General features: G+C 67.8%; 21 protein-coding genes and 3 rRNA genes. All 24 read right to left on the reverse strand.

Annotation, left to right across the window (positions count from 1 at the left end):
* Nucleotides 1–4 precede the first annotated feature (4 nt).
* Nucleotides 5–553: an SMC-Scp complex subunit ScpB gene (gene scpB, locus FSW06_RS03410; RefSeq protein WP_010118353.1), complete on the reverse strand. Its 549-nt coding sequence runs from the start codon at nucleotides 551–553 to the stop codon at nucleotides 5–7.
* A gap of 12 nt (nucleotides 554–565) precedes the next feature.
* Nucleotides 566–1393 carry a segregation and condensation protein A gene (locus FSW06_RS03415; protein ID WP_010118352.1) on the reverse strand — a complete coding sequence of 276 codons (828 nt, stop codon included), beginning with the start codon at nucleotides 1391–1393 and terminating at the stop codon, nucleotides 566–568.
* Between the two features lie 4 nt (nucleotides 1394–1397).
* Complete coding sequence (locus FSW06_RS03420; protein WP_010118351.1) at nucleotides 1398–2273, reverse strand: ParA family protein; 876 nt, start codon at nucleotides 2271–2273, stop codon at nucleotides 1398–1400.
* Between the two features lie 122 nt (nucleotides 2274–2395).
* A complete protein-coding gene (locus FSW06_RS03425) occupies nucleotides 2396–3334 on the reverse strand; it encodes a site-specific tyrosine recombinase XerD (protein WP_010118350.1) in 939 nt (312 codons plus the stop codon).
* On the reverse strand, nucleotides 3324–3971 hold the full coding sequence (locus tag FSW06_RS03430; protein WP_010118349.1) for an NUDIX domain-containing protein: 648 nt from the start codon (nucleotides 3969–3971) through the stop codon (nucleotides 3324–3326). The genes FSW06_RS03425 and FSW06_RS03430 overlap by 11 nt, the downstream gene beginning before the upstream one ends.
* Entirely contained in the window at nucleotides 3968–5632 is a 1665-nt protein-coding gene (locus FSW06_RS03435; RefSeq protein WP_010118348.1) for a CTP synthase, read from the reverse strand. The genes FSW06_RS03430 and FSW06_RS03435 overlap by 4 nt, the downstream gene beginning before the upstream one ends.
* Before the next feature lie 61 nt (nucleotides 5633–5693).
* Nucleotides 5694–6620 carry a copper transporter gene (locus FSW06_RS03440; RefSeq protein WP_010118347.1) on the reverse strand — a complete coding sequence of 309 codons (927 nt, stop codon included), beginning with the start codon at nucleotides 6618–6620 and terminating at the stop codon, nucleotides 5694–5696.
* A complete protein-coding gene (gene steA, locus FSW06_RS03445; RefSeq protein ID WP_010118346.1) occupies nucleotides 6620–7798 on the reverse strand; it encodes a putative cytokinetic ring protein SteA in 1179 nt (392 codons plus the stop codon). The genes FSW06_RS03440 and steA overlap by 1 nt, the downstream gene beginning before the upstream one ends.
* Nucleotides 7799–7859: 61 nt before the next feature.
* Nucleotides 7860–7994: a hypothetical protein gene (locus FSW06_RS14915; RefSeq protein WP_010118344.1), complete on the reverse strand. Its 135-nt coding sequence runs from the start codon at nucleotides 7992–7994 to the stop codon at nucleotides 7860–7862.
* Between the two features lie 106 nt (nucleotides 7995–8100).
* On the reverse strand, nucleotides 8101–8988 hold the full coding sequence (locus tag FSW06_RS03450; RefSeq protein WP_010118342.1) for a LysR family transcriptional regulator: 888 nt from the start codon (nucleotides 8986–8988) through the stop codon (nucleotides 8101–8103).
* A gap of 1 nt (nucleotide 8989) precedes the next feature.
* Complete coding sequence (recN, locus tag FSW06_RS03455) at nucleotides 8990–10702, reverse strand: DNA repair protein RecN (protein WP_010118340.1); 1713 nt, start codon at nucleotides 10700–10702, stop codon at nucleotides 8990–8992.
* 66 nt (nucleotides 10703–10768) lie between these two features.
* The gene (locus FSW06_RS03460) at nucleotides 10769–11713 is read right to left on the reverse strand and encodes an NAD kinase (protein WP_010118337.1); all 945 of its coding nucleotides are present in this window, start codon (nucleotides 11711–11713) and stop codon (nucleotides 10769–10771) included.
* Nucleotides 11710–12543, reverse strand: a complete 834-nt coding sequence (locus tag FSW06_RS03465; RefSeq protein WP_010118336.1) for a TlyA family RNA methyltransferase — start codon at nucleotides 12541–12543, stop codon at nucleotides 11710–11712. The genes FSW06_RS03460 and FSW06_RS03465 overlap by 4 nt, the downstream gene beginning before the upstream one ends.
* Nucleotides 12544–12732 (reverse strand): hypothetical protein, encoded by a 189-nt coding sequence (locus FSW06_RS03470; protein WP_010118334.1) that lies wholly within the window; start codon nucleotides 12730–12732, stop codon nucleotides 12544–12546.
* Complete coding sequence (locus FSW06_RS03475) at nucleotides 12729–13730, reverse strand: HAD-IIA family hydrolase (RefSeq protein WP_010118333.1); 1002 nt, start codon at nucleotides 13728–13730, stop codon at nucleotides 12729–12731. Before FSW06_RS03475 ends, FSW06_RS03470 begins: the two co-directional genes overlap by 4 nt.
* A 13-nt stretch (nucleotides 13731–13743) precedes the next feature.
* The gene (locus FSW06_RS03480) at nucleotides 13744–14946 is read right to left on the reverse strand and encodes a hypothetical protein (RefSeq protein WP_010118332.1); all 1203 of its coding nucleotides are present in this window, start codon (nucleotides 14944–14946) and stop codon (nucleotides 13744–13746) included.
* A 195-nt stretch (nucleotides 14947–15141) separates the two neighbouring features.
* Nucleotides 15142–15258, reverse strand: a 5S ribosomal RNA gene (rrf, locus tag FSW06_RS03485).
* Nucleotides 15259–15410: 152 nt separating this feature from the next.
* Nucleotides 15411–18483 (reverse strand): 23S ribosomal RNA (locus tag FSW06_RS03490).
* A 312-nt stretch (nucleotides 18484–18795) separates the two neighbouring features.
* A 16S ribosomal RNA gene (locus FSW06_RS03495) occupies nucleotides 18796–20315 on the reverse strand.
* Together the 16S, 23S and 5S rRNA genes form the textbook arrangement of a ribosomal RNA operon.
* Nucleotides 20316–20707: 392 nt before the next feature.
* On the reverse strand, nucleotides 20708–22012 hold the full coding sequence (gene galK, locus FSW06_RS03500; protein ID WP_010122094.1) for a galactokinase: 1305 nt from the start codon (nucleotides 22010–22012) through the stop codon (nucleotides 20708–20710).
* Nucleotides 22009–23178, reverse strand: a complete 1170-nt coding sequence (gene galT, locus FSW06_RS03505; protein ID WP_029450123.1) for a galactose-1-phosphate uridylyltransferase — start codon at nucleotides 23176–23178, stop codon at nucleotides 22009–22011. The genes galK and galT overlap by 4 nt, the downstream gene beginning before the upstream one ends.
* An 11-nt stretch (nucleotides 23179–23189) precedes the next feature.
* A complete protein-coding gene (locus FSW06_RS03510) occupies nucleotides 23190–23486 on the reverse strand; it encodes a hypothetical protein (RefSeq protein ID WP_010122097.1) in 297 nt (98 codons plus the stop codon).
* Nucleotides 23487–23513: 27 nt separating this feature from the next.
* Nucleotides 23514–25166 (reverse strand): sodium:solute symporter family protein, encoded by a 1653-nt coding sequence (locus FSW06_RS03515; RefSeq protein WP_010122098.1) that lies wholly within the window; start codon nucleotides 25164–25166, stop codon nucleotides 23514–23516.
* A gap of 41 nt (nucleotides 25167–25207) precedes the next feature.
* Nucleotides 25208–26137 carry an aldose epimerase family protein gene (locus tag FSW06_RS03520; RefSeq protein WP_238526011.1) on the reverse strand — a complete coding sequence of 310 codons (930 nt, stop codon included), beginning with the start codon at nucleotides 26135–26137 and terminating at the stop codon, nucleotides 25208–25210.
* Nucleotides 26138–26172: the final 35 nt, after the last annotated feature.

The following is a 26172-nucleotide window of genomic DNA, read 5'->3' on the forward strand; positions in this document are numbered from 1 at the left end:
ACGGCTAGTCGAGCTGGTCGATGGCGTCCACCTCGGGCAGCAGCGGGGCAAGGTTCGGCAGCGCCGTGAGCGACTCGATGCCCAGCTGCTCGAGGAACAGTTCGGTCGTCGAGTACAGGTGGGCGCCGCCGGCCTCCCCGGTCGTCCCGGTCTCCGCGATGAGGCCCCGCAGGGTCAGGGTGCGCATCACCCCGTCACAGTTGACGCCACGGACCGCGGCAACCTGGGCACGGGTGACCGGCTGCCGGTAGGCGACCACGGCGAGGGTCTCCAGCGCCGCCCGGGACAGCCGGGACTGGGCACCGTCGAGGATCTTCGCCTCCACGGTCGCCGAGTTCTCCCGGCGGGTGTAGAGCCGCCACAGGCCCTCACGTTCCCGCAGTTCGAACCCCATGCCGCGGTCGGAGAACTCGGTCGCGATCTCCTGCAGCACCTCGGTGACCTCCGGGGCGGGGGCGTCCAGCACCCGGGCGAATTCGGCGGCCGAGGTCGGCTCGTCGGCCACGAGCAGCAGCGACTCCAGCCGGCTGCGCAGCAGTGACACAGGTTCCATCGGTGTTCCTTTCTAGTCCCAGTTACTCGCCGCGACGACCGACGGGTCGACGTCCAGTCCGGTCCAGGCCACGGACATCTCGCCGAGCGGTTCGGCCTGCTCGATGCCGACCGCACGGGCCTTGTACAGCTCGAGCAGTGCGAGGAACCGGCCGACGACCGTCATCGAGAGGTCGCAGTCGGAGATGAGGGTGGCGAAGCTGACCCACCGGTCCGCGCCGGCGACCTTGAGGGTGGACAGGATGTGTCCGGCCTGTTCAGGCACCGAGACCGCCGGGGTGTGGACGTGCCCGGTCGCGACCTCGTGGGGCTTCGGCCGGAACACGGCGGCGGCGAGTTCGGCGAACTGGTCGACGTCCATCCCGAGCTCCACCGGCGGCATGAGGTCCACGAACTGTTCCTCGGGTGCCAGCTGCACCGGGTAGCGGCGGGCGGCGTCCCGCTGCCAGCCGGCGAACATCTCCGCGACGGCCTTGTAGGCCCGGTACTGCAGCAGGCGGGCGAACAGCAGGTCCCGGGACTCCAGCAGCGCCAGGTCCTCCTCGCTCTCCACCTCGCCGCGCGGCACCAGCCGGGCGGCCTTGAGGTCGAGCAGGGTGGCGGCGACGACGAGGAAGTCGGTGACCTCGTCGAGGTCGTCGACGCTGCCGGTGAGCGTCCGGGTGTAGGCGATGAACTCGTCGGTGACCGTCGCCAACGCCACCTGCGTGACGTCCATCTTGTGCGAGTGGATCAGCTGCAGCAGCAGGTCGAAGGGGCCGTCGAAGTTGGCCAGGGCCACCCGGAAGCCGGTGATCTCCGGCTGGACGGGTGCCGTGGTGCCGGTGCCGCTGTCCGTCACCGCATCAGGCCCGTTCGATGACCTCGGCGGCGAGGTGCCGGTACTGGGCCGCCCCCTGCGACGACGGTGCCCAGCTGGTGATCGGCTCGCCGGCGACGGAGGTCTCCGGGAACCGGACGGTGCGGGTGATCACCGTGTCGAAGACCTTGTCCCCGAACACGTCGACGACCCGCTCCATGACCTCCTTGGAATGGTTGGTGCGGCGGTCGAACATCGTCACCAGGATGCCGAGGACATCCAGCCGGAAGTTCAGCCGGTCCCGGACCTTGTCGACGGTGTCCATGAGCAGTGCGAGCCCGCGCAGTGAGAAGTACTCGCACTCCATCGGGATGATCACGCTGTCCGCACAGCTCAGCGCGTTGACGGTGAGCAGGCCGAGGGAGGGCTGGCAGTCGATGATGATGAAGTCGTAGTCGTGCATCACCGGACGCAGTGCCCGGGCCAGCGACTGCTCCCGGCCGACCTCGTTGACGAGCTGGATCTCGGCTGCGGAGAGGTCGATGTTGGCGGGGACCACGTCGAGCCCCTCCACCCCGGTGTGGTGCAGCGCCTCGGTGACGTTGGCGGAGGAATCGACGAGCAGGTTGTAGACCGTGACGTCGAGGTCGTCGTAGTTGATGCCGAGCCCGGCTGACAGGGCACCCTGCGGGTCGAGGTCGACGAGCAGGACGCGGCGCCCGTACTCGGCGATCGCCGCCCCCATGTTGATCGTGGAGGTCGTCTTGCCGACGCCGCCCTTCTGGTTGCACATCGCGATCACGGTGGCCGGGCCGTGCCGGTCGAGCGGGGCGGGATCGGGGATCTCGCGCACCGGCCGACCCGTCAGGCCGATCTCGGGCCTGTTGAACAGACCGTCCGCCCCGGAACTGGTCTCCGCCATGTCCGTCAAGCTCCTTCCGTTGACCGCCGTGCAGGAATCACATCGTTGAGCTTATCACGCACTCTTTCCCCGCCGTGGCGGCGGTGACCCGGTCGGGCACAGTCAGGCATAGTCAGGCACAGTCACGCCCGGGGGTGGGACTCCGCCCAGCTCTCCCGCAGCAGCTCCGGGCTCACCTTCGTGTAGATCTGCGTGGTCACCACGCTGGAGTGGCCGAGCAGCTCCTGCACCACCCGGACATCGGCGCCGCCGGTGATCATGTGGGTGGCGAAGCTGTGCCGCAGACTGTGCGGCGAGATCTTCCCCAGTCCGGCCCGTTCCCCGGCGGCGGCGACGACGTTGAACGCCGACTGCCGGCTCATCCGGCCGCCGCGCCGGTTGACGAACAGGGCCGGGGTGCCGCCGGCGGAGTGCTGCACCAGCGTCGGCCGGGCACGTCGCCGGTAGGCCTCCACGGCCGCCAGAGCCGGGCCGCCGACCGGCACGAGCCGTTCCTTGCCCCCTTTACCGTGGACCAGGACCATCGCCTCACCCGGGGCGTCCTCATCCTGTCTGATGTCGTCGACGTCAAGGTCGAGGGCTTCACTGACCCGGGCGCCGGTGGAGTACAGAAGTTCGACGAGCGCCCGGTCCCGCAGATCCAGCGGACCCGCGGCCTCCCCGTCGGGGCAGGCCTCGATCAAGGCCACGACCTGCTCCACCGTCAACGCCTTGGGCAGGTCCTGCCGGCCCCACGCCACCGGCACATCGTCGGCGACATCGGGGACGCCCACGTCGGTCGCGGCGAACCGGTGCAGCCCCCGCACCGCGCTGAGGGTCCGGGCCGCCGAGGTCTGCGCGAGCGGCCGACCGCCGGTGACCTCGTGGCCGTGGCGCAGGTCGACGACGAACCGTTCGATGTCCGGCGCCCCCGCCGTCGCGACCGTCAGTCCCTGCCCCGCGAGCCACGGCAGGTAGCGGTCCATGTCCCGCCGGTAGCCGGCGAGGGTGTTCGGGCTGAGCCCCTTCTCAGTGCGCAGGTAACGGAACCAGTGCGCGACCAGGGTCTCGTCAGCGTTCATGCTTCATGTCGGTGCCCGGTGCCCGCCCCGGGGCACGCCGCTCGGCCAGCGACGAGTGGTAGGCGAAGGGCTCGGTGACCTCACGGCGCGTCCCGACGGCCAGCTGGAGGATCCCGACGACCGCGATGGAATTCTCCACCCGGCCGTCCCGGACCCACGCGACCGCCTCGTCGACCGGCAGCCACCGCCGGGTCATGTCGGCCTCCTCCCCCTCCGCGGCGGGAATGTCGGCCTCGGGGACCTCGGTGACGTCCTCGGCGAGGAAGATGCGGCACATCTCCTCACTGGTCCCCGGCGAGGTCACGACATCGCCGAGCAGGTGCCAGGACGCCGCCTGCAGTCCGGCCTCCTCGACCAGTTCCCGCTGCGCCGCGGTGAGCGGGCTCTCCCCGACCATGTCGAGGATGCCGGCGGGCAGCTCCCACAGGTAGCGGTCCACCGGACGCCGGTACTGGCGCACCAGCATGACCTCACGGTCCCCGCCGGCCCCGGTGCGGACCGCGACGACGGCGGCGGCACTGAAATGCTCGACGACCTCGCGGGTCACTTCACCGGTGACGGTGGTGACCCGGTCCCGGCGCAGCGCCAGGATCGGGGCGTCCACCAGCAGTTCGGAGGAGACGGTGCGGTAGGTCACTTGGCGTCCCGGCGGGCGACGGCGGCCTTGATGAGACCGGCGAACAGCGGGTGCGGCCGGGTCGGCCGGGACTTGTACTCCGGGTGCGCCTGGGTGGCGACCAGGTAGGGGTGGACGTCCTGCGGGTACTCCACGAACTCCACCAGCCGGCCGTCCGGCGAGGTGCCGGAGAACTGCAGACCGGAGCCCTCGGTGATCTGCTCCCGGTAGGCGTTGTTGACCTCGAAGCGGTGACGGTGACGCTCGGAGACCTCGGTGGTGCCGTAGGCCCCGGCGACGACCGAGCCCTCGGCCAGCACGGCCGGGTAGGCGCCGAGCCGCATGGTGCCGCCGAGGTCCGCGTCGCCGTGGACCGCGGCCTCCTGCTCGGCCATCGTGGAGATGACCGGGGCGGCGGTGTTCTCGTCGAACTCGGTGGAGGACGCGTCGGTGATCCCGGCGGTCCGGGCGGCCTCGATGACGATGCACTGCAGGCCCAGGCAGATACCCAGCAGCGGGATCCTGTGCTCCCGGCAGTAGGTGATCGCGCTGATCTTGCCCTCGATGCCGCGGATGCCGAAGCCGCCGGGGACGACGACCGCGTCGACGTCACCGAGCTGCTCGGCCGCACCCTCGGGGGTGGCGCAGTCGTCGGCGGCGACCCAGCGGACCTTCGCCTTCTGGTGGGCGCCGAACGCGCCGGCGCGGATCGCCTCGGCGACCGAGAGGTAGGCGTCCGGCAGGTCGATGTACTTGCCGACCAGTGCCACGGTCACCTCACCCTGCGGGTTGTGGACGCGGTCGAGCAGGCCGCCCCACACGGTCCAGTCCACGTCGCGGAACGGGAGGTTCAGCTTGCGGATGAGGAACGAGTCGAGGTGCTCGTTGTAGAGCACGCGCGGGATGTTGTAGATCGACGAGGAGTCGGCGCAGGAGATCACGCCTTCCTCGTCGACGTCGGTCATCAGGGCGATCTTCTTCTTCAGACCCTCCGGGACCTCCCGGTCGCAGCGCAGCACGATGGCGTCCGGGATGATGCCGATGCTGCGCAGCTCGGCGACCGAGTGCTGGGTCGGCTTGGTCTTCAGCTCACCCGACGGGGCGAGGTAGGGCACCAGCGAGACGTGGATGAAGAAGATGTTCTCGCGGCCGACCTCGTGGCGGACCTGCCGCGCGGCCTCGAGGAAGGGCTGGGACTCGATGTCACCGACGGTGCCGCCGATCTCGGAGATGACGACGTCGGGGACCACGCCGTCGGCGTCCGGCGTGGCCTGGGCCAGGATGCGCGCCTTGATCTCGTCGGTGATGTGCGGAATGACCTGCACGGTCTTGCCGAGGAACTCGCCGCGCCGCTCCTTGGCGATGACGGTCGAGTACACCTTGCCGGTGGTGACGTTCGCGTTCTGGGTGAGGCTGCGGTCGAGGAAACGCTCGTAGTGGCCCAGGTCGAGGTCGGTCTCGGCGCCGTCGTCGGTGACGAAGACCTCACCGTGCTCGAAGGGGTTCATCGTGCCCGGGTCGACGTTGAGGTACGGATCCAGCTTCTGCATCGTGACCGTCAGCCCCCGCGACACGAGCAGCTGGCCGAGACTGGCGGCGGTGAGGCCCTTGCCCAGCGAGGACACCACGCCCCCCGTGACGAAAATGAACTTGGTGCTGTGGTCGCTGCGTGCCTGTGACACAATTACTCCCCGAGGTCGAAACGGATAAAACCTACGGGATTTCAGCCTATCACAAAGGTCGTCACTTCACCGTGGCCGCGGCGGCGTTCGGCGCCGTCCCGTAGGATCCCGCCTTCCCCGCCAGTTGCTCGACCAGCGCACGGACCACCGTGACCCGCCCCGCGGCCCGGTCACCGTTGTCCACGGTACTGACCGCCGCCGTCGCCGCCTTGTCGCCACGGACCAGACCGAGGGCACCGCCGGCGTCCGCGGCGTCCCGGCCACCGGAGAGCACCACTCCGCCGGTCGTCGCATCGAGCGCGGTCGCCATGTCGGCGACCATCCGGGTCGCGTAGCTTCCCCGGTCGCCGTCACCGCCGTCATCGTCACCGGTGACGACGACCACGGCCGCGGCAGGACGCACCGAATCCGGGTCATAGGTCAGGAAGCCGCCCTTCTCCAGGGCGCCGAGCACGAGGCCACGGTCCGAGTCGCTGGCGGCCGCACCACCGTCGCGCCCCTCCCCCAGCGCCTGGCCCAGCAGTTCACCGGCATGGTAGCCGGGGTCGCGCCGGTCCTCCGAGAGCTTCGCCTTCGCCGGCAGGGAGTTCGCGGCGATGGTCTTCACCTCGTCACCGTTGTCCTGGTCGGTGAACGCCCCGGTGAGCCTGAGGTCCCCGGCGTTGACCGCACCGGCGGCGTCGAGCATCGTCCGGGTGGCCTCCACGGTCACCGCATCGGCGTCCGCGGTGGAGACGACGAGCACCGGGCGGTCCTTCAGGGCGTCCCGTACGAGATCCGGGGCCGCGGCGGCGATGATGCCGTCGGCGGCGTCGTTCTCCGCGGCGGCGGTGTCCCGCTCCGAGGTCGCCGCCGCCAGCGCGTCACGGCTGTCCCCGACGACCCGGTCCGGACCGCCGTCGATGTTCGGGGCGAGGACGAAGAATCCGAGCAGCGTCCCGAGTGCCACGCCGACCGCACCGCCGGCCACGACCTTTCCCGCGCTCATCAGAACAGGTCCTGGACGCGCAGGGCGATGTTGTTCCAGCTGTCGACGAGATTGTCGACGAACCCGTCGGGACCCGACAGGCCGGCGATGAGCACGATGACCACCAGCGCGACAATCACACCGAGCACCGCCCACAGCCAGCCGCCGCCGGACCGGGAGACCCGGTAGAGCTCGGCGACCGAGGACGAGTCGACGAGTTTCCCGCCGACCTTCAGCCGCGACAGCAGCGCCGACGGGGCGCCGTCGGCCTGCGCGGTATCGAAGACCCGCTCCAGGTCGAGCGTCGGACCGAGGTTCACCACCATCGAGGCACCGTGGTAGTCGGCGAGCAGCAGCGCCAGATCCGTGGCGTTGTCCGAGGCCGCCGGGAACGTCACCGCCCCGATCCCCAGATCCTGGATCCGCTCCAGTCCGGCGGCCTGACCGTCGGGGTCGGCCGGCAGGATGACCGCGGCGGCACCCCGCAGGTTCTCCGGGGCGATCAGCTCCGGGTCACCGATGATGATGCGCGGCCGGTACCCGTGCTTGACCAGGTCGTCGACGGCCTGGTCGACGCCGATGATGACCGGGTCGTACTCCCGGATGAAGTAGCGCAGCGACTTCAGCTTGTCGTCGAGGTGCGGGTCCGGGCTGACCACCAGCACCTTCCGGTCGTCCATGTCGACGTCGACGTCGGGGACGCCGAGCCCGTCGACGAGCAGGGGCGCCTCGGTCCGGACGAATTCGGCGGTGTTGCCGGTCAGCGCCTCCATGTGGTCGACGAGGGCCTCCCGGGCGTCCGTGAACCGGGTGACGGCGGTGTCCTCGTCGAGCAGTTCACCCTTGCCGATGGACCGGTCGCCGTAGAGGATCTTCCCCTCGTGCAGCCGGCCCTTCCTGCCGTTCTTCAGCTTGGCCGGCAGGTCGGCGTCCGCGTTCTCCACGAGGACGATGCCGGCGTCCAGCAGCATCTGGGGGCCGAAGTTGGGCACGTTGCCGGTGGACAGCAGCTCGGTGTCCACCACGGCACTGACCTTGGCGTCGATGAGCTTCTGTGCCAGGGCACGGTTGATGTCGGGCGTGTCGATGACGACGATGTCACCTTCCTCCAGACGGGAGGCGCCGCGAGTCCCGGTGCAGTCCCGGGTATGGCCATGGATGCCGGGGGTGTCGGTGCGGGAGAAGATCATGCCGACCATTGTCGCCGGTGGAGCGCCGGAATCACGGAAGGCGCGCCGGTAGGGTCACCGGGTCACCGGGTCAGGCGCCGGCCCCGCATCCGGCGATCACGATGCCGGCGATCAGCAGGACCAGCACCAGCAGCGCCGTCGCCCACACTCCGCTGGCCAGTGGTCGCCCGGCGTCCCGGTCGTCCGGTGACAGTCGTGTCTCCATGGGTGTCCCCCTCCGTCGTCCTGTCCGGTATCCCCGCCCCCGGGTCAGTGCGACCCGGACCACATCAAACTATCCGGACGGAAACGGTACCGCAAGACCCCCGGTGTCAGCCGGCCGCGGCGTCCACCGCACGGAGGATCGACGGCACCTGGTCGGTGTCCAACCGGGCCAGCGCCAACGGCATCCGCACCACCGGCTCCACCAGCTCCCGGACCACGACCGAGGGATCCCCGAACGCGTCCGCGGCCATCTCCGGGACGACCGCCGCCCACCGCCCGGTGGCCGCCAGGGAGATCAACGTCTCCGCCGAATCCGTCTCCGCCCCCGGGGTCGCGGTCAGCCCCTGCTCCGCGAGCGTCTCATCGAGGATCGCCCGGGCCCGCATCCCGGTGTCCAGCAGTGCCAGGGGCAGCCCGACGAGTTCGTGGCCGGTGATCTCGGCCCGGCGGAACGCCTCCAGTCCCTGGTCCATCGCCCGCCCGAGGACCGCCACGAACCGGACCGAGGCGAGCGGGTGCAGCGACAGGCCCGCCAACGGCACCCCGGACGGGTGGATGATCCCGGCGTCCAGCCGGTGGTCGTGCAGCCCCGACACGATCTGTTCACTGGTCTTCCCGGTCCGCAGCCGGACATGCACACCGGGGTGGGCGTCGGCGAGCCGGGCGAGCATCTTCGCGGCCGCCGCCGTCGCCGACGGGATCACCCCGATGTCCAGCGCGCCGACGAGGTTCCCGCGGGCCCCCGAGATGTCCTGGACCAGCCGCCGGTGTTCGGTGTTGATCCGCCGGGCGTAGCCGAGCACGAGCTCGCCTTCCGCGGTCAGCCCCTGGAACGACGACCGCCCCCGGTTCACCAGCGGGACACCCAGTTCTGTCTCCAGTTTGCGGACGGACTCCGACAGGGTCGAGGTCGTCACGAAGCACGAGGCTGCCGCGCGGCCGAAATGCCGTTCACGGGCGAGCGCCTCGAAGTACTCCAGCTGGGTCAGCAACATGTCACATCACCGCCTTCGCCTGCGCCGCGGTCTCCAGCAGCTCCTCGGCATGCGCCCGTCCGGTGTCCGATTCGAGCCCGGCGAGCATCCGGGACAGCTCCTCGACCCGCTCCGCGTCGTCGAGGGTGCGCACACTCGACCGGACGGTGCCGCCGTCGTCCTCGGCCGCCTTCGCGACATGGACGTGCGCGTCGGCGAAGGCCGCGACCTGCGGCAGGTGGGTGACGACGATGACCTGGTTGTGGACGGCCAGCCGCGCGAGCCGACGCCCGATTTCCACCGCCGCCCGGCCGCCGACGCCCGAATCGACCTCGTCGAAGACCATCGTCCGGCCGGTCCCCGCGAGGATCACCTCGAGGGCGAGCATCACCCGGGACAGCTCACCGCCCGAGGCGGTCGCCGCCAGCGAGTTGGCGGTGCCGCCCTGTTCCAGCTGGAACTCCACCGTGGTGATGCCGTCCGGTCCGCAGTCCGCGGCCGTCGGCGCGGCCACGGTCGTCACCTCCACCCGGAACCGGGCGGCCATCTGCAGCCCGCGGATCTCCTCGGTGACCTCGGCGGCGAACCGGTCCGCCGCCTTCTTCCGGGCGGACGCCAGTTTCCGGGCCGCCGCGACCATCGCGGACGCCGCCTCGCCGACCTGTGCCCGCAGGTCCTCCAGCACGTCATCGGAGACGTCGATGGAGTCCAGCCGTTTCCGCGACTCGTCGCGCCAGGCCAGTACACCGTCGATGTCGACGGCGAAGGTGCGCAGCTCCCGCAGCTCCTGCTGCCGCTGGAGCAGCCCCTCCAGGCTCTCCGGGTCGGCGACGTCGCCGAGTGCCCGGCCGATGTCCCCGGAGATGTCCGCCAGCTCGCCGGCCACCGCGTCCAGCCGGTCACCGAGCTCCCCGAACCGTGCGTCCGACCCCGCGACCGCGTGGAGAGCGGACGCCGCCAGGCCCAGCGCCTCGGCCGCGGGCACGGCGGCCTCCTCCCCCGACTCCGGATCGGCACCGTCGATGTGGCCGAGTGCACCGACCGCCGCCGCCCGCAGGTCGTCGGCGTCCTGCAGCCGGCTGATCTGCTCCTTGAGCAGTTCGTCCTCCTGCGGCTGCGGATCCAGCGCGTCGATCCGGTCCAGCGCGTGGCGCAGCGTCTCTGCCTCGAGCGCGAGTTCCCGCCGTTTCGACGTCCGCTCCTGCAGGTCGCGGGCCAGGGCGGCCCAGTGCCGGCGCAGGCCGCGGTACGCCCGACGCTCGTCGTCCAGCCCGGCGTAGCGGTCGAGGCTGCGCAGCTGACGGACCGGGTCGGTCAGCTGCAGCTGGTCGGACTGGCCGTGGATGGTCAGCAGCCGGGAGGTGAACTCGCCGAGGACACCGGCGGCGACGGTCCGGCCCGCGAGGTGGGCGCGTGAGCGTCCGGAGGCGTTGACCGACCGGGAGACGACCACCTCCCCGTCCTCCAGGTAGCCGCCGACCTCCTCGACGAGGGCCGCGGATTTCGCCCCGGAGCCCGCCGGGTCGATGCAGAACACGCCGTCGACGCTGGCGCGGTCGGTGCCGCCGCGGACGCGTTGGGCGTCCGCCCGGGCGCCCGAGAGCAGTTTCAGGCCGGTCACCACCATCGTCTTGCCGGCGCCGGTCTCTCCGGTGACGACGGTGAACCCGTCGGCGAAGTCCGCCGTGGCCTCCTCGATGACACCGAGGTTCCGGATCTGGAGTTCAGTCAGCATAACGGAGCCGACTATACCGGACACTCGCCGACGTATCCGAACATAGTGACGAAATCAGCGGCAGATTCAGCGACGGGGCCCCCGCCACCCGGTGACCGGCAGCCGGAACTTCTTCACGAGCCGGTCCGTGAACGGTTCGGCGTCCAGCCGCACCCAGCGGACCGGCTGCGGACCCCGGCGGATCTCCACCCGGGCGCCCGGCGGCATGTGGATCTGCCGGAAACCGTCCATCACGGCGGTCGCCGGGGAGGTCCGCGGGTTCGTCTCCACCGCCACCATCGAATCGGGGCTGACCACCAGCGGCCGGGCGAACAGGGTGTGCGCGTTCGAGGGGACCACGAGGATCGACTCGAGCTCGGGCCAGAGAATCGGACCGCCGGCGGAGAACGCGTAGGCGGTCGACCCGGTGGGGGTCGAGACCAGTACACCGTCACAGCCGAAGGAGCTCACCGGGCGCTGGTCGACCTCGAGGATCGTGTCGAGCACACCCTGCCGGTTGAGGTTCTCCACCGAGCACTCGTTGAGGGCCCAGCCGGTGCCGAGGACCCGCCCCTGGTTGTCGCGCACGGTGATCGACAGCGTCATCCGGTCGGAGATCCGGTAGTCGCCGCTGATCACCCGGTCGAGGGCCTCGGCGAGACCGTCCTGCTCCCATTCCGCGAGGAAACCGATGTGCCCCATGTTCACGCCGAGCACCGGGACGTCCTGGGAGTGCGCGATGTCCGCGGCACGCAGGAACGTCCCGTCACCGCCGAGGACGAGCACGAGGTCGACGCCCTTGGCGGCGTCCGGCGTGTGCCCGTACCGGGGGAACCGGCCGAGGATCTCGTGGCGGGCGACCGGGGCCGGATCGCCGGTGGACATGACCCGCACGGTCAGTCCGCCGTCGGCCAGTTTCTGTGCCGCGGCGGCCGCGGAACTCAGTTTGTCGTCACCGCCGGTGTGGGCGACGAGCAGCACCTCGCGCGGCGGCCGGTGCACCGTGGTCAGGGTGTCGGTCACTTCAGTCACTGGGGACCCTCCTCGATCGCCGTCTCGACCATGGTAAGCAGTTCTTCGTCACCGGGGGCGGATTCGCCGCCGTCCTTGACCAGCCACAGGAAGTACTCGACGTTCCCGCTCGGACCGGGCAGCGGGGATGCGGTCACCGCCTTCGTCGACAGACCGTTCTTCAGCGCCTCCCGGGCGACGTTCAGTGTCACCTCGGCCCGCAGTTCCGGGCTGCGCACCACCCCACCGTGGCCGAGCCGGTCGCGACCGACCTCGAACTGGGGCTTCACCATGGGCAGCAGGTCACCGCCGTCCCGGATGCAGGCGGCGAGGGCCGGCAGCACCAGCTCGATGGAGATGAAGGACAGGTCGCCGACCATGGCGTCCGCCTGCCCGCCGAGCTGCTCCGGGGTCAGGGTGCGCACGTTGGTGCGGTCGAGGACGCGGACCCGGTGGTCGTTCTGCAGCCGCCAGATCAGCTGGCCGTAGCCGACGTCGACGGCGAGGACCTCCGCCACGCCGCGTTCCAGGCAGACGTCGGTGAACCCGCCGGTCGAGGCGCCGGCGTCCAGCACCGTCTTCCCCGCCAATGACAGTCCCTGCGGTTCGAAGGCGGCGAGGGCGCCGAGCAGTTTGTGGGCGCCGCGGGAGGCCCACCGGTCGTCGTCGTTCTCGGTGACGCGGATGGAGACGTCGCCGTCGACCCCGGTGGCCGGCTTCTTCGCCAGCATGCCGTTCACGCTGACCCGCCCGTCCAGGATCATCTCCCGGGCCTGCTCCCGTGACCGGGCGATCTTCCGCTTGACCAGTTCCGCGTCCAGCCGCTGCAGCCGTCGACCCTGCTTCGCCATCTACCTGCCCTCCAGTGCGTCATTGATGATCCGGTGCGCGTCCTCGAGCAGCCGGGCCTCCTCGTCCCCGGTCGCGTCGGAGGCGAGCAGTGCGTCGATACGGGCGGTGAACGCCGCCGCGTCGAAGGATCCGCCGGGGGTCCCCGGACGTGGCCCGGGGACCGGCCCGGGTGCCGACTCCCCGCTCACCGCCACGCCTCCACGGCGGCGGCGGCCACGGCGTCCCCGCCGACGACCTCCACCGTGCGGGCGGCGTCGTCCGCGGCCCACACCAGCGGTGCGGCGACCGCGAGAGCCTCCGCGGCGGCGACCTCCACCGGCCCGGGTTCGCCCGCGCTGACGGTCACCCGACCGTCCTCCTCGCGGGCACTCCACCCCGGCAGGTGGTCGCGGAGGTTCGCCGCGATATGCGTCGGCCGGTCCGTGGTGTGCAGCAGTTCCCGGTGCGTGGCCACGCCGGTGAGCACGCACAGGGTGTCCATCCCGGCGGCGATGCCGCCCGCGATGTCGGTGTCCAGCCGGTCACCCACCGCCAACGGTCGGGACGCCCCGATCTGGTCCGCCGCCACGTGGAACATGGCGGGGCCGGGCTTGCCGGCGCTGACCGGGGTCACCCCGGTGGCGCTGACGACGGCGGCGACCATCGACCCGTTGCCGACGAGCAGGCCCCGTTCGGTCGGCAGGGTGGTGTCCATGTTCGAGGCCACGTAGACCGCGCCGGCGCGGATCGCCAGGGCTGCCTCGGACAGCCGTGCCCAGTCGTTCTCGGGTGAATGTCCGTGCAGCACCACGTCGGGGTGTGCCGACGCGCCGTCGACGACGGTGAACCCCGCGGTCCGCGCGAGAACGCCGAAGGAGGCGGCACCGACGACGTAGGCGCGGGGACGCCCCGGGTGGTCGAGGCCGCGACTGTCGACGACCTCCCGGGCCAGCCGGCAGGCAGCCTGCGCCGAGGTGAGCACGTCACCGTCGGCCGCGGGCACGCCGAGCGACCGCAGCTGGTCGGCGACTTCCCGGGGCGACCGGGACGCGTTGTTGGTCACGTAGACCACGCGGCGCCCGGCGAGTGCCCCGGCTGCTCCGGGGACCGGGGCACCGCCCCGGTAGACGGTTCCGTCGAGGTCGACGAGAAGACCGTCGTAGCTGTCCAGGACGGGGTGACCCGTCCGCTGCCCGTTGGTGTCCACCGGCGCCCGCCGCCTACTCGCCGAGCGCCCGGAGACGCTCCGCCGTGTCCAGCACGCCGTGCTTGTCGTGCTTCTGTGCCTTGGTGAACCACTCGACGGCGGCATCACGGTCCCCGGCGAGTTCGAGGGCGTCCGCGTAGGCGTAGGTGACGCGCAGTGCCGTGACATCCGGCAGGTCACCGGCGGTGGTCTCGGGCTCGAGCGCGGCGAGGGCCAGATCGTTCTCCCCCAGGTCGTGGTGTGCGCCCGCGATGACGATGGCGAGCTCGGCCCGGCCTTCCGGATCCAGGTCCGCGGCTTCTGGGGTGCTGCCCAGTTCGATGGCCTTCTCCGGGTGGCCGAGACCGCGTTCGCAGTCGGCCATCACGCCGAGCAGGCCCGGGCCGCCGGCCATCCGGCGGGCGGCGCGCAGTTCGGTGAGGGCTTCCTTCCAGAGTCCGGCGTGGTAGCAGGCGATGCCGAGGGTCTCGCGGGTGATCGGCACCCGGCCGCCCCGCTCCTTGGCCGCGCGGGCGTGGGCGAGGGCGGTGTCGATGTCACTGTCCATGACGGCGGCGGCCATCACGAGGTGGCCGGCGACCTTGTCGGCGTTGTCCTTGGACAGGCTGCGCAGTTCCTGGCGGATGCCGGCGTCGAGCTCCTTCGGGCTGACGTCCTTCGGGATCTCCGGCTCGTTGGAGCGCTGGTTGATCCGCTCCTCGCGGTAGCCGGAGCGCTGCGGGCCGTTGTGGTGGTCGCGGCGGCGTCCGTCGTCGCGGCGTCCTCCGTCGCGCCCCTGGTAGCCCCGGTTCCGGTTGTCGCCGTTGCGGTTGTCGCGGCCGCCGTGGCCGTTGCCGCCGGTGCGGCCCCGGCCCCGGAACTCGTCCCGGCCGCCGCGGCGGTCGCCGCGGTGGTCGTCCCGACCGCGGTAGTTGTCACGCCAGTCCCCGCCACGGTTGTCGCCGTTGCGGCGGTCGTCACGGAAGTCGCGGTGGTCGTCCCGGCCCCGGTAGTTGTCGCGACGGTCGCCGCCGCGGTTGTCGCGTCCACGGTAGTTGTCGCGGTCGCCCGGCCGTCCCTGCCGCCGACCACCGCGGTGGTCGTCGTTCCACCGGCCGCCGCCACGGTTGTCGCGGCCTCCGTCCCGGCTGCCGCGGTAACCGCCACCGGGTCGGCCGTTGCCGCCCCGTCCACGGCCGCCGTCCCGGCGGTTGTCGGATCCGGAAGACTCGCTCATCAGATACCTTTCACGAAGTTTTGTCGACTGCCCCGATTCTAGAGGGCGCACCACCACCCGACAACCGAGCATCGGTCACCGGACGCAGTTGTGGCGCCCGCTGAACCTGACCGGCAGAGGGCATGAAAAAAGGAGGGGAACCCGCCTGCCGGAGAATACTCCAGCGGGCGGATTCCCCTCCCACACAAATTTAAATGCCGGCGGCGACCTACTCTCCCACACCCTCCCGGGTGCAGTACCATCGGCGCAGGTGGGCTTAGCTACCGGGTTCGGAAAGGGACCGGGCGTGACCCCACCGCCAAAACCACCGACAAATCTATCAACGAAACAACCACACACACCCAACACCCACCAACCGGTGAACACTGGTGTGCTGTGCCGTTCCAGACACTGCACAATGGACGCGAAAACTCTTCAACGCTGCAACACATGCCGCACACCAACAACCCGTAACACGAGTGTTTAAGTGTAATGCTCGGTCAATTAGTACCGGTCACCTCCACCACTCACATGGCTTCCAGATCCGGCCTATCAACCCCGTCGTCTACAGGGAACCTCACACGAAACCTCATCTCGAAACAGGCTTCCCGCTTAGATGCTTTCAGCGGTTATCCCTCCCGTACGTAGCCAACCAGCAATGCCACGGGCGTGACAACTGGCCCACCAGAGGTACGTCCAACCCGGTCCTCTCGTACTAGGGTCAGCCTTTCTCAAGTTTCAACGCGCACGGCGGATAGAGACCGAACTGTCTCACGACGTTCTAAACCCAGCTCGCGTGCCGCTTTAATGGGCGAACAGCCCAACCCTTGGGACCAACTCCAGCCCCAGGATGCGACGAGCCGACATCGAGGTGCCAAACCATCCCGTCGATATGGACTCTTGGGGAAGATCAGCCTGTTATCCCCGGGGTACCTTTTATCCGTTGAGCGACACCGCTTCCACAAGCCGGTGCCGGATCACTAGTCCCGACTTTCGTCCCTGCTCGACCTGTCAGTCTCACAGTCAAGCTCCCTTGTGCACTTACACTCAACACCTGATTACCAACCAGGCTGAGGGAACCTTTGGGCGCCTCCGTTACACTTTGGGAGGCAACCGCCCCAGTTAAACTACCCACCAGGCACTGTCCCTGACCCGGATCACGGGCCGAGGTTCAGACATCCAATACGATCAGAGTGGTATTTCAACAACGACTCCACAACCACTGGCGTAGCCGCTTCACAGTCTCCCACCTATCCTACACAAACCGAACCGAACACCAATACCAAGCTATAGTGAAGGTCCCGGGGTCTTTTCGTCCTGCCGCGCGTAACGAGCATCTTTACTCGTACTGCAATTTCGCCGGGCCTGTGGTTGAGACAGCAGGGAAGTCGTTACGCCATTCGTGCAGGTCGGAACTTACCCGACAAGGAATTTCGCTACCTTAGGATGGTTATAGTTACCACCGCCGTTTACTGGGGCTTAAATTCTCCGCTTCGGGCCGAAACCCTAACAGGTCCTCTTAACCTTCCAGCACCGGGCAGGCGTCAGTCCGTATACATCGACTTACCGTCTTCGCACGGACCTGTGTTTTTAGTAAACAGTCGCTTCCCTCTATTCTCTGCGACCCACACCAGCCAACAACCCGCAAAAGGCTGCGACCAGCACGGGCCCCCCTTCTCCCGAAGTTACGGGGGCATTTTGCCGAATTCCTTAACCACAGTTCACCCGAACGCCTCGGTATACTCTACCAGACCACCTGTGTCGGTTTAGGGTACGGGCCGAACACGCACTCGCTAGAGGCTTTTCTCGACAGCACAGGATCACCGACATCCCCACAAAAGGGTACGCATCACGCCTCACCCATCATGTGCCCCGGATTTACCTGGGACACGGGCCACACGCTTACACCACAATCCAATAAGTGGCTCGGCTACCTCACTGCGTCACCCCATCACTAGACTACTACGGATCAGGTCCCACGCATCCACACCACCAGCACACCAAAGATGCACCGACAGTCCTTCAGGGTGGTTAGTCTCACCGCCTCATCTTCTTTCGCACATGCTCGGGTACGGGAATATCAACCCGTTAACCATCGACTACGCCTGTCGGCCTCGCCTTAGGCCCCGACTCACCCTGGGAAGACAAACTTGACCCAGGAACCCTTAGTCATTCGGCGGATGAGTTTCTCACTCATCAATCGCTACTCATGCCTGCATTCTCACTCGCATAGCCTCCAGCACTGGGTCACCCCGCACCTTCACCGGCCACACGACGCTCCCCTACCAACCACACACCAAGTGTGCAGTTCCGCGGCTTCGGCGGTGTACTTAAGCCCCACTACATTGTCGGCGCACGGCCACTCGACCAGTGAGCTATTACGCACTCTCTCAAGGATGGCTGCTTCTAAGCCAACCTCCTGGCTGTCTTCGCGACCGCACATCCTTTTCCACTTAGCACACCCTTAGGGGCCTTAGCCGGCGATCTGGGCTGTTTCCCTCTCGACCACGAAGCTTATCCCCCGCAGTCTCACTGCCGCACTCTCACTTACCGGCATTCGGAGTTTGGCTGACGTCGCTAAGATGATAGTCCCGCTCAACCAACCAGTAGCTCTACCTCCGGCAAGAAACACACGACGCTGCACCTAAATGCATTTCGGGGAGAACCAGCTATCACGGAGTTTGATTGGCCTTTCACCCCTACCCACAACTCATCCCCTCAGTTTTCAACCTAAGTGGGTTCGCGCCTCCACGACGTCTTACCATCGCTTCACACTGGCCATGGGTAGATCACCCCGCTTCGGGTCCAGGACACGCCACTACAACACACTCGTTAGTATTCGCTTTCGCTACGACTACCCCACACGGGTTAACCTCGCGACGTGCCGCTGACTCGCAGGCTCATTCTTCAAAAGGCACGCCATCACCCCAAAAGGCTCTGACGGATTGTAAGCACACGGTTTCAGGTACTATTTCACTCCCCTCCCGGGGTACTTTTCACCATTCCCTCACGGTACTATCCGCTATCGGTCACAATGAGTATTCAGGCTTACCGGGTGGTCCCGGCAGATTCACAGCAGATTCCACGAGCCCGCTGCTACTCGGGGACACTCACACACCCGCACACACATGCTTTCACGTACCGGACTCTCACCGTCTACGGCAGGCCATCCCAGACCACTTCCGCTAACACGCATGCCACAGGCGACCAGCTGTCAGACCAGTCCTGCAAGACCCCACAACACCGACACCGCAACCCCTGACAGGTATCACACAGCACCGGTTTAGCCATCATCCGCTGTCGTTCGCCACTACCCACGGAATCACAATTGTTTTCTTCTCCTGCGGGTACTGAGATGTTTCACTTCCCCGCGTCACTCCCACACCGACTATACATTCACCGGCAGGTGACCGCCCACAACGACGGCCGGGTTTCCCCATTCGGACACCCTCGGATCAACGCTTGGTTGACAACTCCCCGAGGCATTTCGCAGTCTCCCACGTCCTTCATCAGCTCATCATGCCAAGGCATCCACCGTGTGCCCTTCACACACAACACAAACAGGCTCAAAAGAGCCCGGGTGAACAACAAAAAAATTTGCAGTAATAAAGAAGATACTCGCGTCCACTATACAGTTCTCAAACAACACGAACCCCCGAGAACCGACAACCACCAACGGCCACCGGACAACCAGGAATCCCAGAATCAGGAGTAGGACACTCCAGACACCCAACAACGATGACGAACCAACAAGCTGCACCACAGGCGCACAACAACCGGCCGACCCACATCACGCTCGTGGCATCCACCCGGATTAACAAAAAAGCACCCAAACGTCCGTGTTGACGCGGTGCACAAAAAACTCCTTAGAAAGGAGGTGATCCAGCCGCACCTTCCGGTACGGCTACCTTGTTACGACTTCGTCCCAATCGCCGATCCCACCTTCGACGGCTCCCTAACGAGTTTGGGCCACCGGCTTCGGGTGTTACCAACTTTCATGACGTGACGGGCGGTGTGTACAAGGCCCGGGAACGTATTCACCGCAGCATTGCTGATCTGCGATTACTAGCGACTCCGACTTCATGGAGTCGAGTTGCAGACTCCAATCCGAACTGAGACCGGCTTTAAGAGATTAGCACCACCTCACGGTGTAGCAACCCACTGTACCGACCATTGTAGCATGTGTGAAGCCCTGGACATAAGGGGCATGATGATTTGACGTCATCCCCACCTTCCTCCGAGTTAACCCCGGCAGTCTCCCGTGAGTCCCCACCACAACGTGCTGGCAACACAGGACAAGGGTTGCGCTCGTTGCGGGACTTAACCCAACATCTCACGACACGAGCTGACGACAACCATGCACCACCTGTATACCGACCACAAGGGAAGACACATCTCTGCGCCGATCCGGTACATGTCAAGCCCAGGTAAGGTTCTTCGCGTTGCATCGAATTAATCCACATGCTCCGCCGCTTGTGCGGGCCCCCGTCAATTCCTTTGAGTTTTAGCCTTGCGGCCGTACTCCCCAGGCGGGGCGCTTAATGCGTTAGCTACGGCACAGAAGTCGTGGAAGACCCCCACACCTAGCGCCCACCGTTTACGGCATGGACTACCAGGGTATCTAATCCTGTTCGCTACCCATGCTTTCGCTCCTCAGCGTCAGTTACTGCCCAGAGACCTGCCTTCGCCATCGGTGTTCCTCCTGATATCTGCGCATTTCACCGCTACACCAGGAATTCCAGTCTCCCCTACAGCACTCAAGTTATGCCCGTATCGCCTGCACGCCCGGAGTTGAGCCCCGGAATTTCACAGACGACGCGACAAACCACCTACGAGCTCTTTACGCCCAGTAATTCCGGACAACGCTCGCACCCTACGTATTACCGCGGCTGCTGGCACGTAGTTAGCCGGTGCTTCTTCTACCACTACCGTCACAAAAGCTTCGTCATGGTTGAAAGGAGTTTACAACCCGAAGGCCGTCATCCCCCACGCGGCGTCGCTGCATCAGGCTTGCGCCCATTGTGCAATATTCCCCACTGCTGCCTCCCGTAGGAGTCTGGGCCGTGTCTCAGTCCCAATGTGGCCGTCCACCCTCTCAGGCCGGCTACCCGTCGCCGCCTTGGTAGGCCATTACCCCACCAACAAGCTGATAGGCCGCGAGCTCATCCTGCACCGAAAAACTTTCCACCACCAGTACCAACCGGTAGTCCTATCCGGTATTAGACCCAGTTTCCCAGGCTTATCCCGAAGTGCAGGGCAGATCACCCACGTGTTACTCACCCGTTCGCCACTCGAGTACCGGGTGCAAGCACCCGGCCTTTCCGTTCGACTTGCATGTGTTAAGCACGCCGCCAGCGTTCGTCCTGAGCCAGGATCAAACTCTCCATAAAAGCAAAAACCCTACAAAGAGCCCTCACTGGCAAACAAAAAAACAAAATACTGAACTGCTGACAATCAAAAGATCATCACAATCCGACCCGGTCGGGGGACCAAGGTCGGACCAATCACCACAGTGACACAGCAACAGCAACAATCAGATATCAATGATTTAACGAACCCCCGATTATTCAGGGCTCGCCGGCACCACCGACACAGACCAACCTGTTGTCATGCGCACACTGTCGTGCAACAAAAAACTTGGTTCATCACGCTATTGAGTTCTCAAACAACCTACGCACACCGACAACCACTGACCAGGATTTCATCCCCCGGCCGGTCTCGGCGACCTGCACTAATGTACACGGGCCGGTCACCGACGACAACCCTGCAGGTCACCGGGTGTTTACCCGATGCGCCGGGCACCGGCGGACGGGGTGGCCGTGAAGAACGTGGGCGCCGCCAGCCCGCGGGTCGCCGCCGCCTCCGCCACGGTGCCGGCCGTCGCCTCCACGGCGTCCTCTTGCACCAGGGCGATGACCGCTCCCCCGAACCCGCCGCCGATCATCCGGGCCCCCAGCGCGCCGGCGGCCAGCGCCGCCTCCTGGGCACAGTCGAGTTCGGGCACCGTCACCTCGAACTGGTCGCGCAGACTGGCGTGACTCGCCGAGATCAGCGGCCCCAGTTCCGCCACCTTCCCCGCACGCAGCAGCGGGAGCGCCGTATTCACGGTGCGGTCAGTCTCCTCGAGGACATGGTGGATCCGGCGCAGTGCGGTCGCCGTCTCCTCCTCCCCCGTCCCGCCGAGCAGGGTCGCCGCCTCCGGTGTGGCCGCCCAGTCCCGCACCGCGGCGTCCACGTCGAAGGACGGGTCCCCGGCACGGCGGGCGAGGACGGCGGCGTTGAGGGTGGGTGCGCCGAGCCGGCGGGCGACCGCGTCCACCACACCCCGTCGCGACGCGTACTGCCCGTCGACGAGGGCGTGGTCGGCGTTGGTGTTGATAACCAGCAGTGCCAGTCCCTCCCCCGCCATGTCACAGGGCAGCAGGTCCACCCGGTCGTGGAGGAAGTCCACGGCGAGGGCCTGGCCCGCCCGCCCGTACAGGGCGCTGCGCTGGTCGAGTCCGCCGGTGGAGGCCCCGACCACCTCGTTCTCGGCCCGCATGCACGCGGTCACCAGGTGTGCGGTCTCCCCGGCGTCCGGCCCGCGCCCCACCGCCAGGTCGTGGGCGGCGAGTGCGACCGAGCACTCCAGCGCCGCGGAACTCGACAGCCCCGCACCCACCGGGACGTCGGAGACCAGGGCGATGTCCAGTCCGGCGCACGTGGGGATCACCCCGTCCGCCAGCCCGGCCCACACCGCGCCGGCCACATAGCCGGCCCAGCCGGCGGGGTGACCGGGGCCGACGGTGCCCAGATCGACCGTGACCTGCTCCGGGGTCGTCTCCCCCGGGGGCAGGGAGACGATGCGCAGCTGACCGTCGTCCCGGCGTCCCACCGCGGCAGCGGTGTTCTGCGGCAGGGCGAACGGCACCGACATCCCGCCGGCGTAGTCGACATGTTCGCCGATGAGGTTGACCCGTCCGGGCGCGGCCCAGACTCCCGCCGGTTCCGCCGGGCCGAATGTCCCGGTGAACAGCGCGCGGGCGTCCCGGGCCAGGTCACTGTCGGTCCTGGTCCCCCACCAGTCGAGGGCGGCCGCCGCGGTCACCGGAGTTCCTCCGGGGTCGGCCAGACCTCCTGCAGGCGGGCGGCGACGGTCTCCGGGGTCGTGTCACTGATCCACGCGCCGAACGCGGATTCGGACCCGGCGAGGTACTTCATCCGGTTCGGCGACCGCATCAGGGAGAACAGCTGCAGGTACAGCCGCCCCTCACCACGCAGGGCCTCGTCCTCGCCGGTCAGCCGGGACTGTACCGGGGCCTGGTTCCACGCCGCGATGTACGGGGTGCGGTCCACTCCCTCGAAGTAGCGGTCGACCGCGGTGTACAGCGACTTGAGCAGCAGTGGCAGTGCGGCACGCTCCTCCTCTGTCAGCTCCGTGAAGTCGGCGACCGGCCGGTTCGGCATCACCATCACCTCGACCGGCCATTTCGCCGCCGCCGGGACGAAGACGGTGAACAGGTCCGTCGCCACGAGGATCCGGGTCCCCGCCCGGCGTTCGGCGGCGATCATGTCGTCGAAGAGATCCCGGCCGGTCCCGGCACGGTGCGCGGCCGCACGGGTGAGCACCGCCCGGCTGCGCGGCGGCAGGTACGGGTAGCTGTAGATCTGCCCGTGCGGGTGCTGGAGCGTCACCCCGATCTCCACACCGCGGTTCTCGAACGGTGCGACCTGCACCACCCCCTCGATCTCCGACAGGGCGGCGGTCCGGTGCCGCCATGCCTCGACGATCGTGCGGATCCGGGACAGCGGCAGGTCGCGGAAGGACCGGTGGGCGTCCGGGGCGAAGCAGATGACCTCGCAGCGGGCGCGGGCCGGACGCCGCGGGTAGAGCTCCTCGCCGTCGACCGTCCACGGGTAGTCCGCCGGGTCCGCCGGCAGGTCGAGCCGGGTCGAGAAGGACGGGAACCGGTTCTCGAAGACCACGACGTCGTAGTCGTCGGCGGGAATCTCCGAGGGCAGGGCGCCAGGCCGGGTCGGGGCGAGCGGGTTCTCGCTGGCCGGCGGCATGAAGGTCCGGTTGTTGCGGTGCGCGGCATAGGTGATCCACTCCCCGGTCAGCGGGTCACGGCGCAGTTCCGAGGCGGCGACCGCCTCGGGCAGGTCACGGGGGTCGGTGAGTTCCCGGGTGACCTGACCGGAGATGACTGCGGGGTCATCGTCGAAGTAGATCAGTTCCCGGCCATCGGCCAGGGTCGTGGCGGTGACGGACAGCGGTACCCCGCTCACTGGTCGACCTCCGATTCCCGGGCGTTGGTGACGGCGTCCTCCGCGATGATCTCCTCGTCGACGATGACGGGGTTGAGCTTCGACCAGGCGAACAGGACCAGGGCGGCGACGATCAGGGCCACTCCGGTCCACAGGTTGTCGGCGGAGGATTTCGCCGCGCCGGTGTCCGGGTTCACCCCCGGGTCGAGGAAGGCCGCGCACAGCAGCAGGACGATGCCGTAGATGCCGAGCAGGGCGGCGATGACGTTGCGGATGTCGAAGGCACCCGCCGAATGACGGTTCTTGTCGGTCATGATGACTCCTGTGATGTCGGTGCCGGCTCAGTGGAAGACCACGTTGAGGATGATGACGAGGCCGAGACAGAGCGTCCCCAGCGGGACGGTCCGCCGGTACCAGGGAAGTTCCTTCTCCTTCGGGTCCTCGAGCATCGCCTTCGGGGTCACCGACTTGACGAAACCGACGAGTTCCTCGTCGGGCTTCGGCGTCGTGAACGAGGTGACGACCACCGACACCAGGATATCCACCACGAAGGCCAGGCCGGCGGCGACGAAGGCGGTGCCCTGCCCCGGCAGGTTGACCAGCGGGGATTCCCCGAGGGAGAACGCCCAGAAGATGATCGCCGCCGCGGTCCCGGCGACCAGGCCGGACCAGCCGGCGTGGGGGGTCATCCGCTTCCAGAACATCCCGAGGAGGAAGGTGGCGAACAGCGGGGCGTTGAAGAAGCCGAACAGCGTCTGCAGGTAGTCCATGACGTTGCCGAAGTTGTTGGCGATCAGCGCGGTGCCCACGGCGATGACGGTGGCGGCGACGGTCGCCCAGCGGCCGACCTTCAGGTAGTAGCCGTCCTTGCGGTCCTTGACGACATAGGCCTGCCAGATGTCGTAGCTGAACACGGTGTTGAACGCGGAGATGTTCGCGGCCATGCCCGCCATGAACGAGGCCAGCAGACCGGCGATGGCGACACCGAGCAGACCGTTGGGCAGCAGGTCGCGCATGAGGTAGAGGATCGCGTCGTTCGGTTCGGCGTCCCCGCCGTCCTGCAGGGCACCGACGAGCACCCCGGCGATCATGCCGGGGACGATGACGATGAAGGGGATGAACATCTTCGGGAAGGCGCCGATGATGGGCGTCTTGCGTGCCGAGCTGATCGAGTCGGAGGCCATGGCACGCTGCACCTCGACGAAGTTCGTCGTCCAGTAGCCGAAGGAGAGCACGAAGCCGAGGCCGAAGACAACGCCGATGACCGAGAGCACGGGACTGTCGAAGCCGGACAGTTCCTGCGCCGGCCAGGCGTGGTTCTGGAAGTCACTGACCTTGTCCTTCAGTCCGCCCCAGCCGCCGACCCGGTTGAGGCCGATGATCGTCAGCGGTGCGAGCGCGGCGATGATGACGAAGAACTGCAGCACCTCGGTGTAGATGGCCGCGGAAAGGCCGCCGAGGGTGATGTAGGACAGGACGATGACCGCCGCGACGATGAGGGTGACCCACAGCGGCCAGCCGAGCAGGGCGTTGACCACCTTCGCGAGCAGGACGAGGTTCACGCCGGCGATGAGGAGCTGTGCGACGGCGAAGGAGATCGAGTTGACCAGGTGTGCCGCGTCGCCGAACCGCCGGCGCATGAACTCGGGCACCGACCGGACCTTCGACCCGTAGTAGAAGGGCATCATGACGATACCGAGGAAGATCATCGCCGGGACGGCGCCGATCCAGAAGTAGTGCATCGTCTGCAGGCCGTACTGCACGCCGTTGGCGGACATGCCGATGATCTCGACGGCGCCGAGGTTGGCCGAGACGAAGGCGAGGCCGGTCACCCAGGCGGGCAGGCCACGGCCGGACAGGAAGAAGTCGATGGAACTGGAGACCCTGAGTTTCGCCGCCCAGCCGATGCCGAGGACGAAGATGAAGAACAGGGCGACCAGCGCGTAGTCGATCCAGCTCGCGTCGAGCCGGAGGACATTTTGTGCGGTCTCCATGGTTGGTGTGCTTTCTTGTGGGGGTTTGAGTGAAACGTCGGTCACGGCACCGGCGGGATCGCGGTGACCGTCCAGGAGCAGTGCAGCTCCCCGCCGGGTGGCAGCCGTGCCAGTCCGGTGCCCGAGTTGAGGGCGTCCGGCGGGGCGGTCATCGGTTCGACCGCGACCGCGCGGCCGTCGGGCCGGCCGGGGAAGGGCATCCCGCAGCGGCGGTCGGCCGTGAAGACCTGCAGCCACCGCAGTCCGGTGGAGGTCCGCAGCGCCACTCCCCCGCCGTCGGGGCCGGTCAGCCGGATGTCGGCGCCGCCCTGGCCCGGGACGTGCAGGCAGTGGTCGAGCAGCCGGCCGCGCAGCGGGTTCGCCCGGGCCGGCAGGACGCCGCGGTCGGCGGACTCCGGTCCGGCGGGCAGACCCCGGTCGTCGAGCGGTACGAGCCGGTGGTCCGGGACCACGAGGGTGCAGTCGTCGGTCGCCGCGCCCAGGGCCGAGGGGTAGAGATGGACGCCGCAGGCGGCGGGGGCGGTCTGTCCGGCGGCGTTGTACACGGTGAGTCCGGCGGCGAGTCCGTCGTCGGTGAGCCGGTAGGTCACGGTGAACCGGAGGTCCCAGGGCCAGCCGGGCTGGGGGCCGGGGGCGAGGGTGAGGGTGGCGGCGTCCGCGCGGGCGGAGCTGACGGTCCACCGGCGCCCGGCGACGAATCCGTGGAGTGCGGTGTTCCGGGCCGGTTCGGTGACGGTGAGGCGGTGACTGTGGCCGTCGAAGCTGAACCGGGCGTCCCGGGTGCGGTTCGGCCAGGGGGCGAGCACCGTGTTGGCGTGCAGCGGTGCGGGGTCCGGTCCCCCGGGGTGCGGGTAGCTCTCGAGGAGGTCCCGGCCGCGCCAGGTCAGCTGTGCAATACCGCCGCCGCGCAGGTCGACGGTGGCCGCACAGGCGGCTGTGGCGAGGGTCACGACGGCCCCGGACATTGTCATGGGGCACAGCGTAACCCATTGTTAACGCTAACGGA

This window comes from Corynebacterium nuruki S6-4 (assembly GCF_007970465.1).
Classification (GTDB): domain Bacteria; phylum Actinomycetota; class Actinomycetes; order Mycobacteriales; family Mycobacteriaceae; genus Corynebacterium; species Corynebacterium nuruki.

Coding starts and splice junctions, on each gene's coding strand:
- scpB (WP_010118353.1), bottom strand. CDS start 553: ATGGAACCTGTGTCACTGCTGCGCAGCCGGCTGGAGTCGCTGCTGCTC.
- FSW06_RS03420 (WP_010118351.1), bottom strand. CDS start 2,273: ATGGCGGAGACCAGTTCCGGGGCGGACGGTCTGTTCAACAGGCCCGAG.
- FSW06_RS03425 (WP_010118350.1), bottom strand. CDS start 3,334: ATGAACGCTGACGAGACCCTGGTCGCGCACTGGTTCCGTTACCTGCGC.
- FSW06_RS03440 (WP_010118347.1), bottom strand. CDS start 6,620: ATGAGCGCGGGAAAGGTCGTGGCCGGCGGTGCGGTCGGCGTGGCACTC.
- steA (WP_010118346.1), bottom strand. CDS start 7,798: ATGGTCGGCATGATCTTCTCCCGCACCGACACCCCCGGCATCCATGGC.
- FSW06_RS14915 (WP_010118344.1), bottom strand. CDS start 7,994: ATGGAGACACGACTGTCACCGGACGACCGGGACGCCGGGCGACCACTG.
- FSW06_RS03450 (WP_010118342.1), bottom strand. CDS start 8,988: ATGTTGCTGACCCAGCTGGAGTACTTCGAGGCGCTCGCCCGTGAACGG.
- recN (WP_010118340.1), bottom strand. CDS start 10,702: ATGCTGACTGAACTCCAGATCCGGAACCTCGGTGTCATCGAGGAGGCC.
- FSW06_RS03465 (WP_010118336.1), bottom strand. CDS start 12,543: ATGGCGAAGCAGGGTCGACGGCTGCAGCGGCTGGACGCGGAACTGGTC.
- FSW06_RS03480 (WP_010118332.1), bottom strand. CDS start 14,946: ATGAGCGAGTCTTCCGGATCCGACAACCGCCGGGACGGCGGCCGTGGA.
- FSW06_RS03510 (WP_010122097.1), bottom strand. CDS start 23,486: ATGACCGACAAGAACCGTCATTCGGCGGGTGCCTTCGACATCCGCAAC.
- FSW06_RS03515 (WP_010122098.1), bottom strand. CDS start 25,166: ATGGAGACCGCACAAAATGTCCTCCGGCTCGACGCGAGCTGGATCGAC.
- FSW06_RS03520 (WP_238526011.1), bottom strand. CDS start 26,137: ATGACAATGTCCGGGGCCGTCGTGACCCTCGCCACAGCCGCCTGTGCG.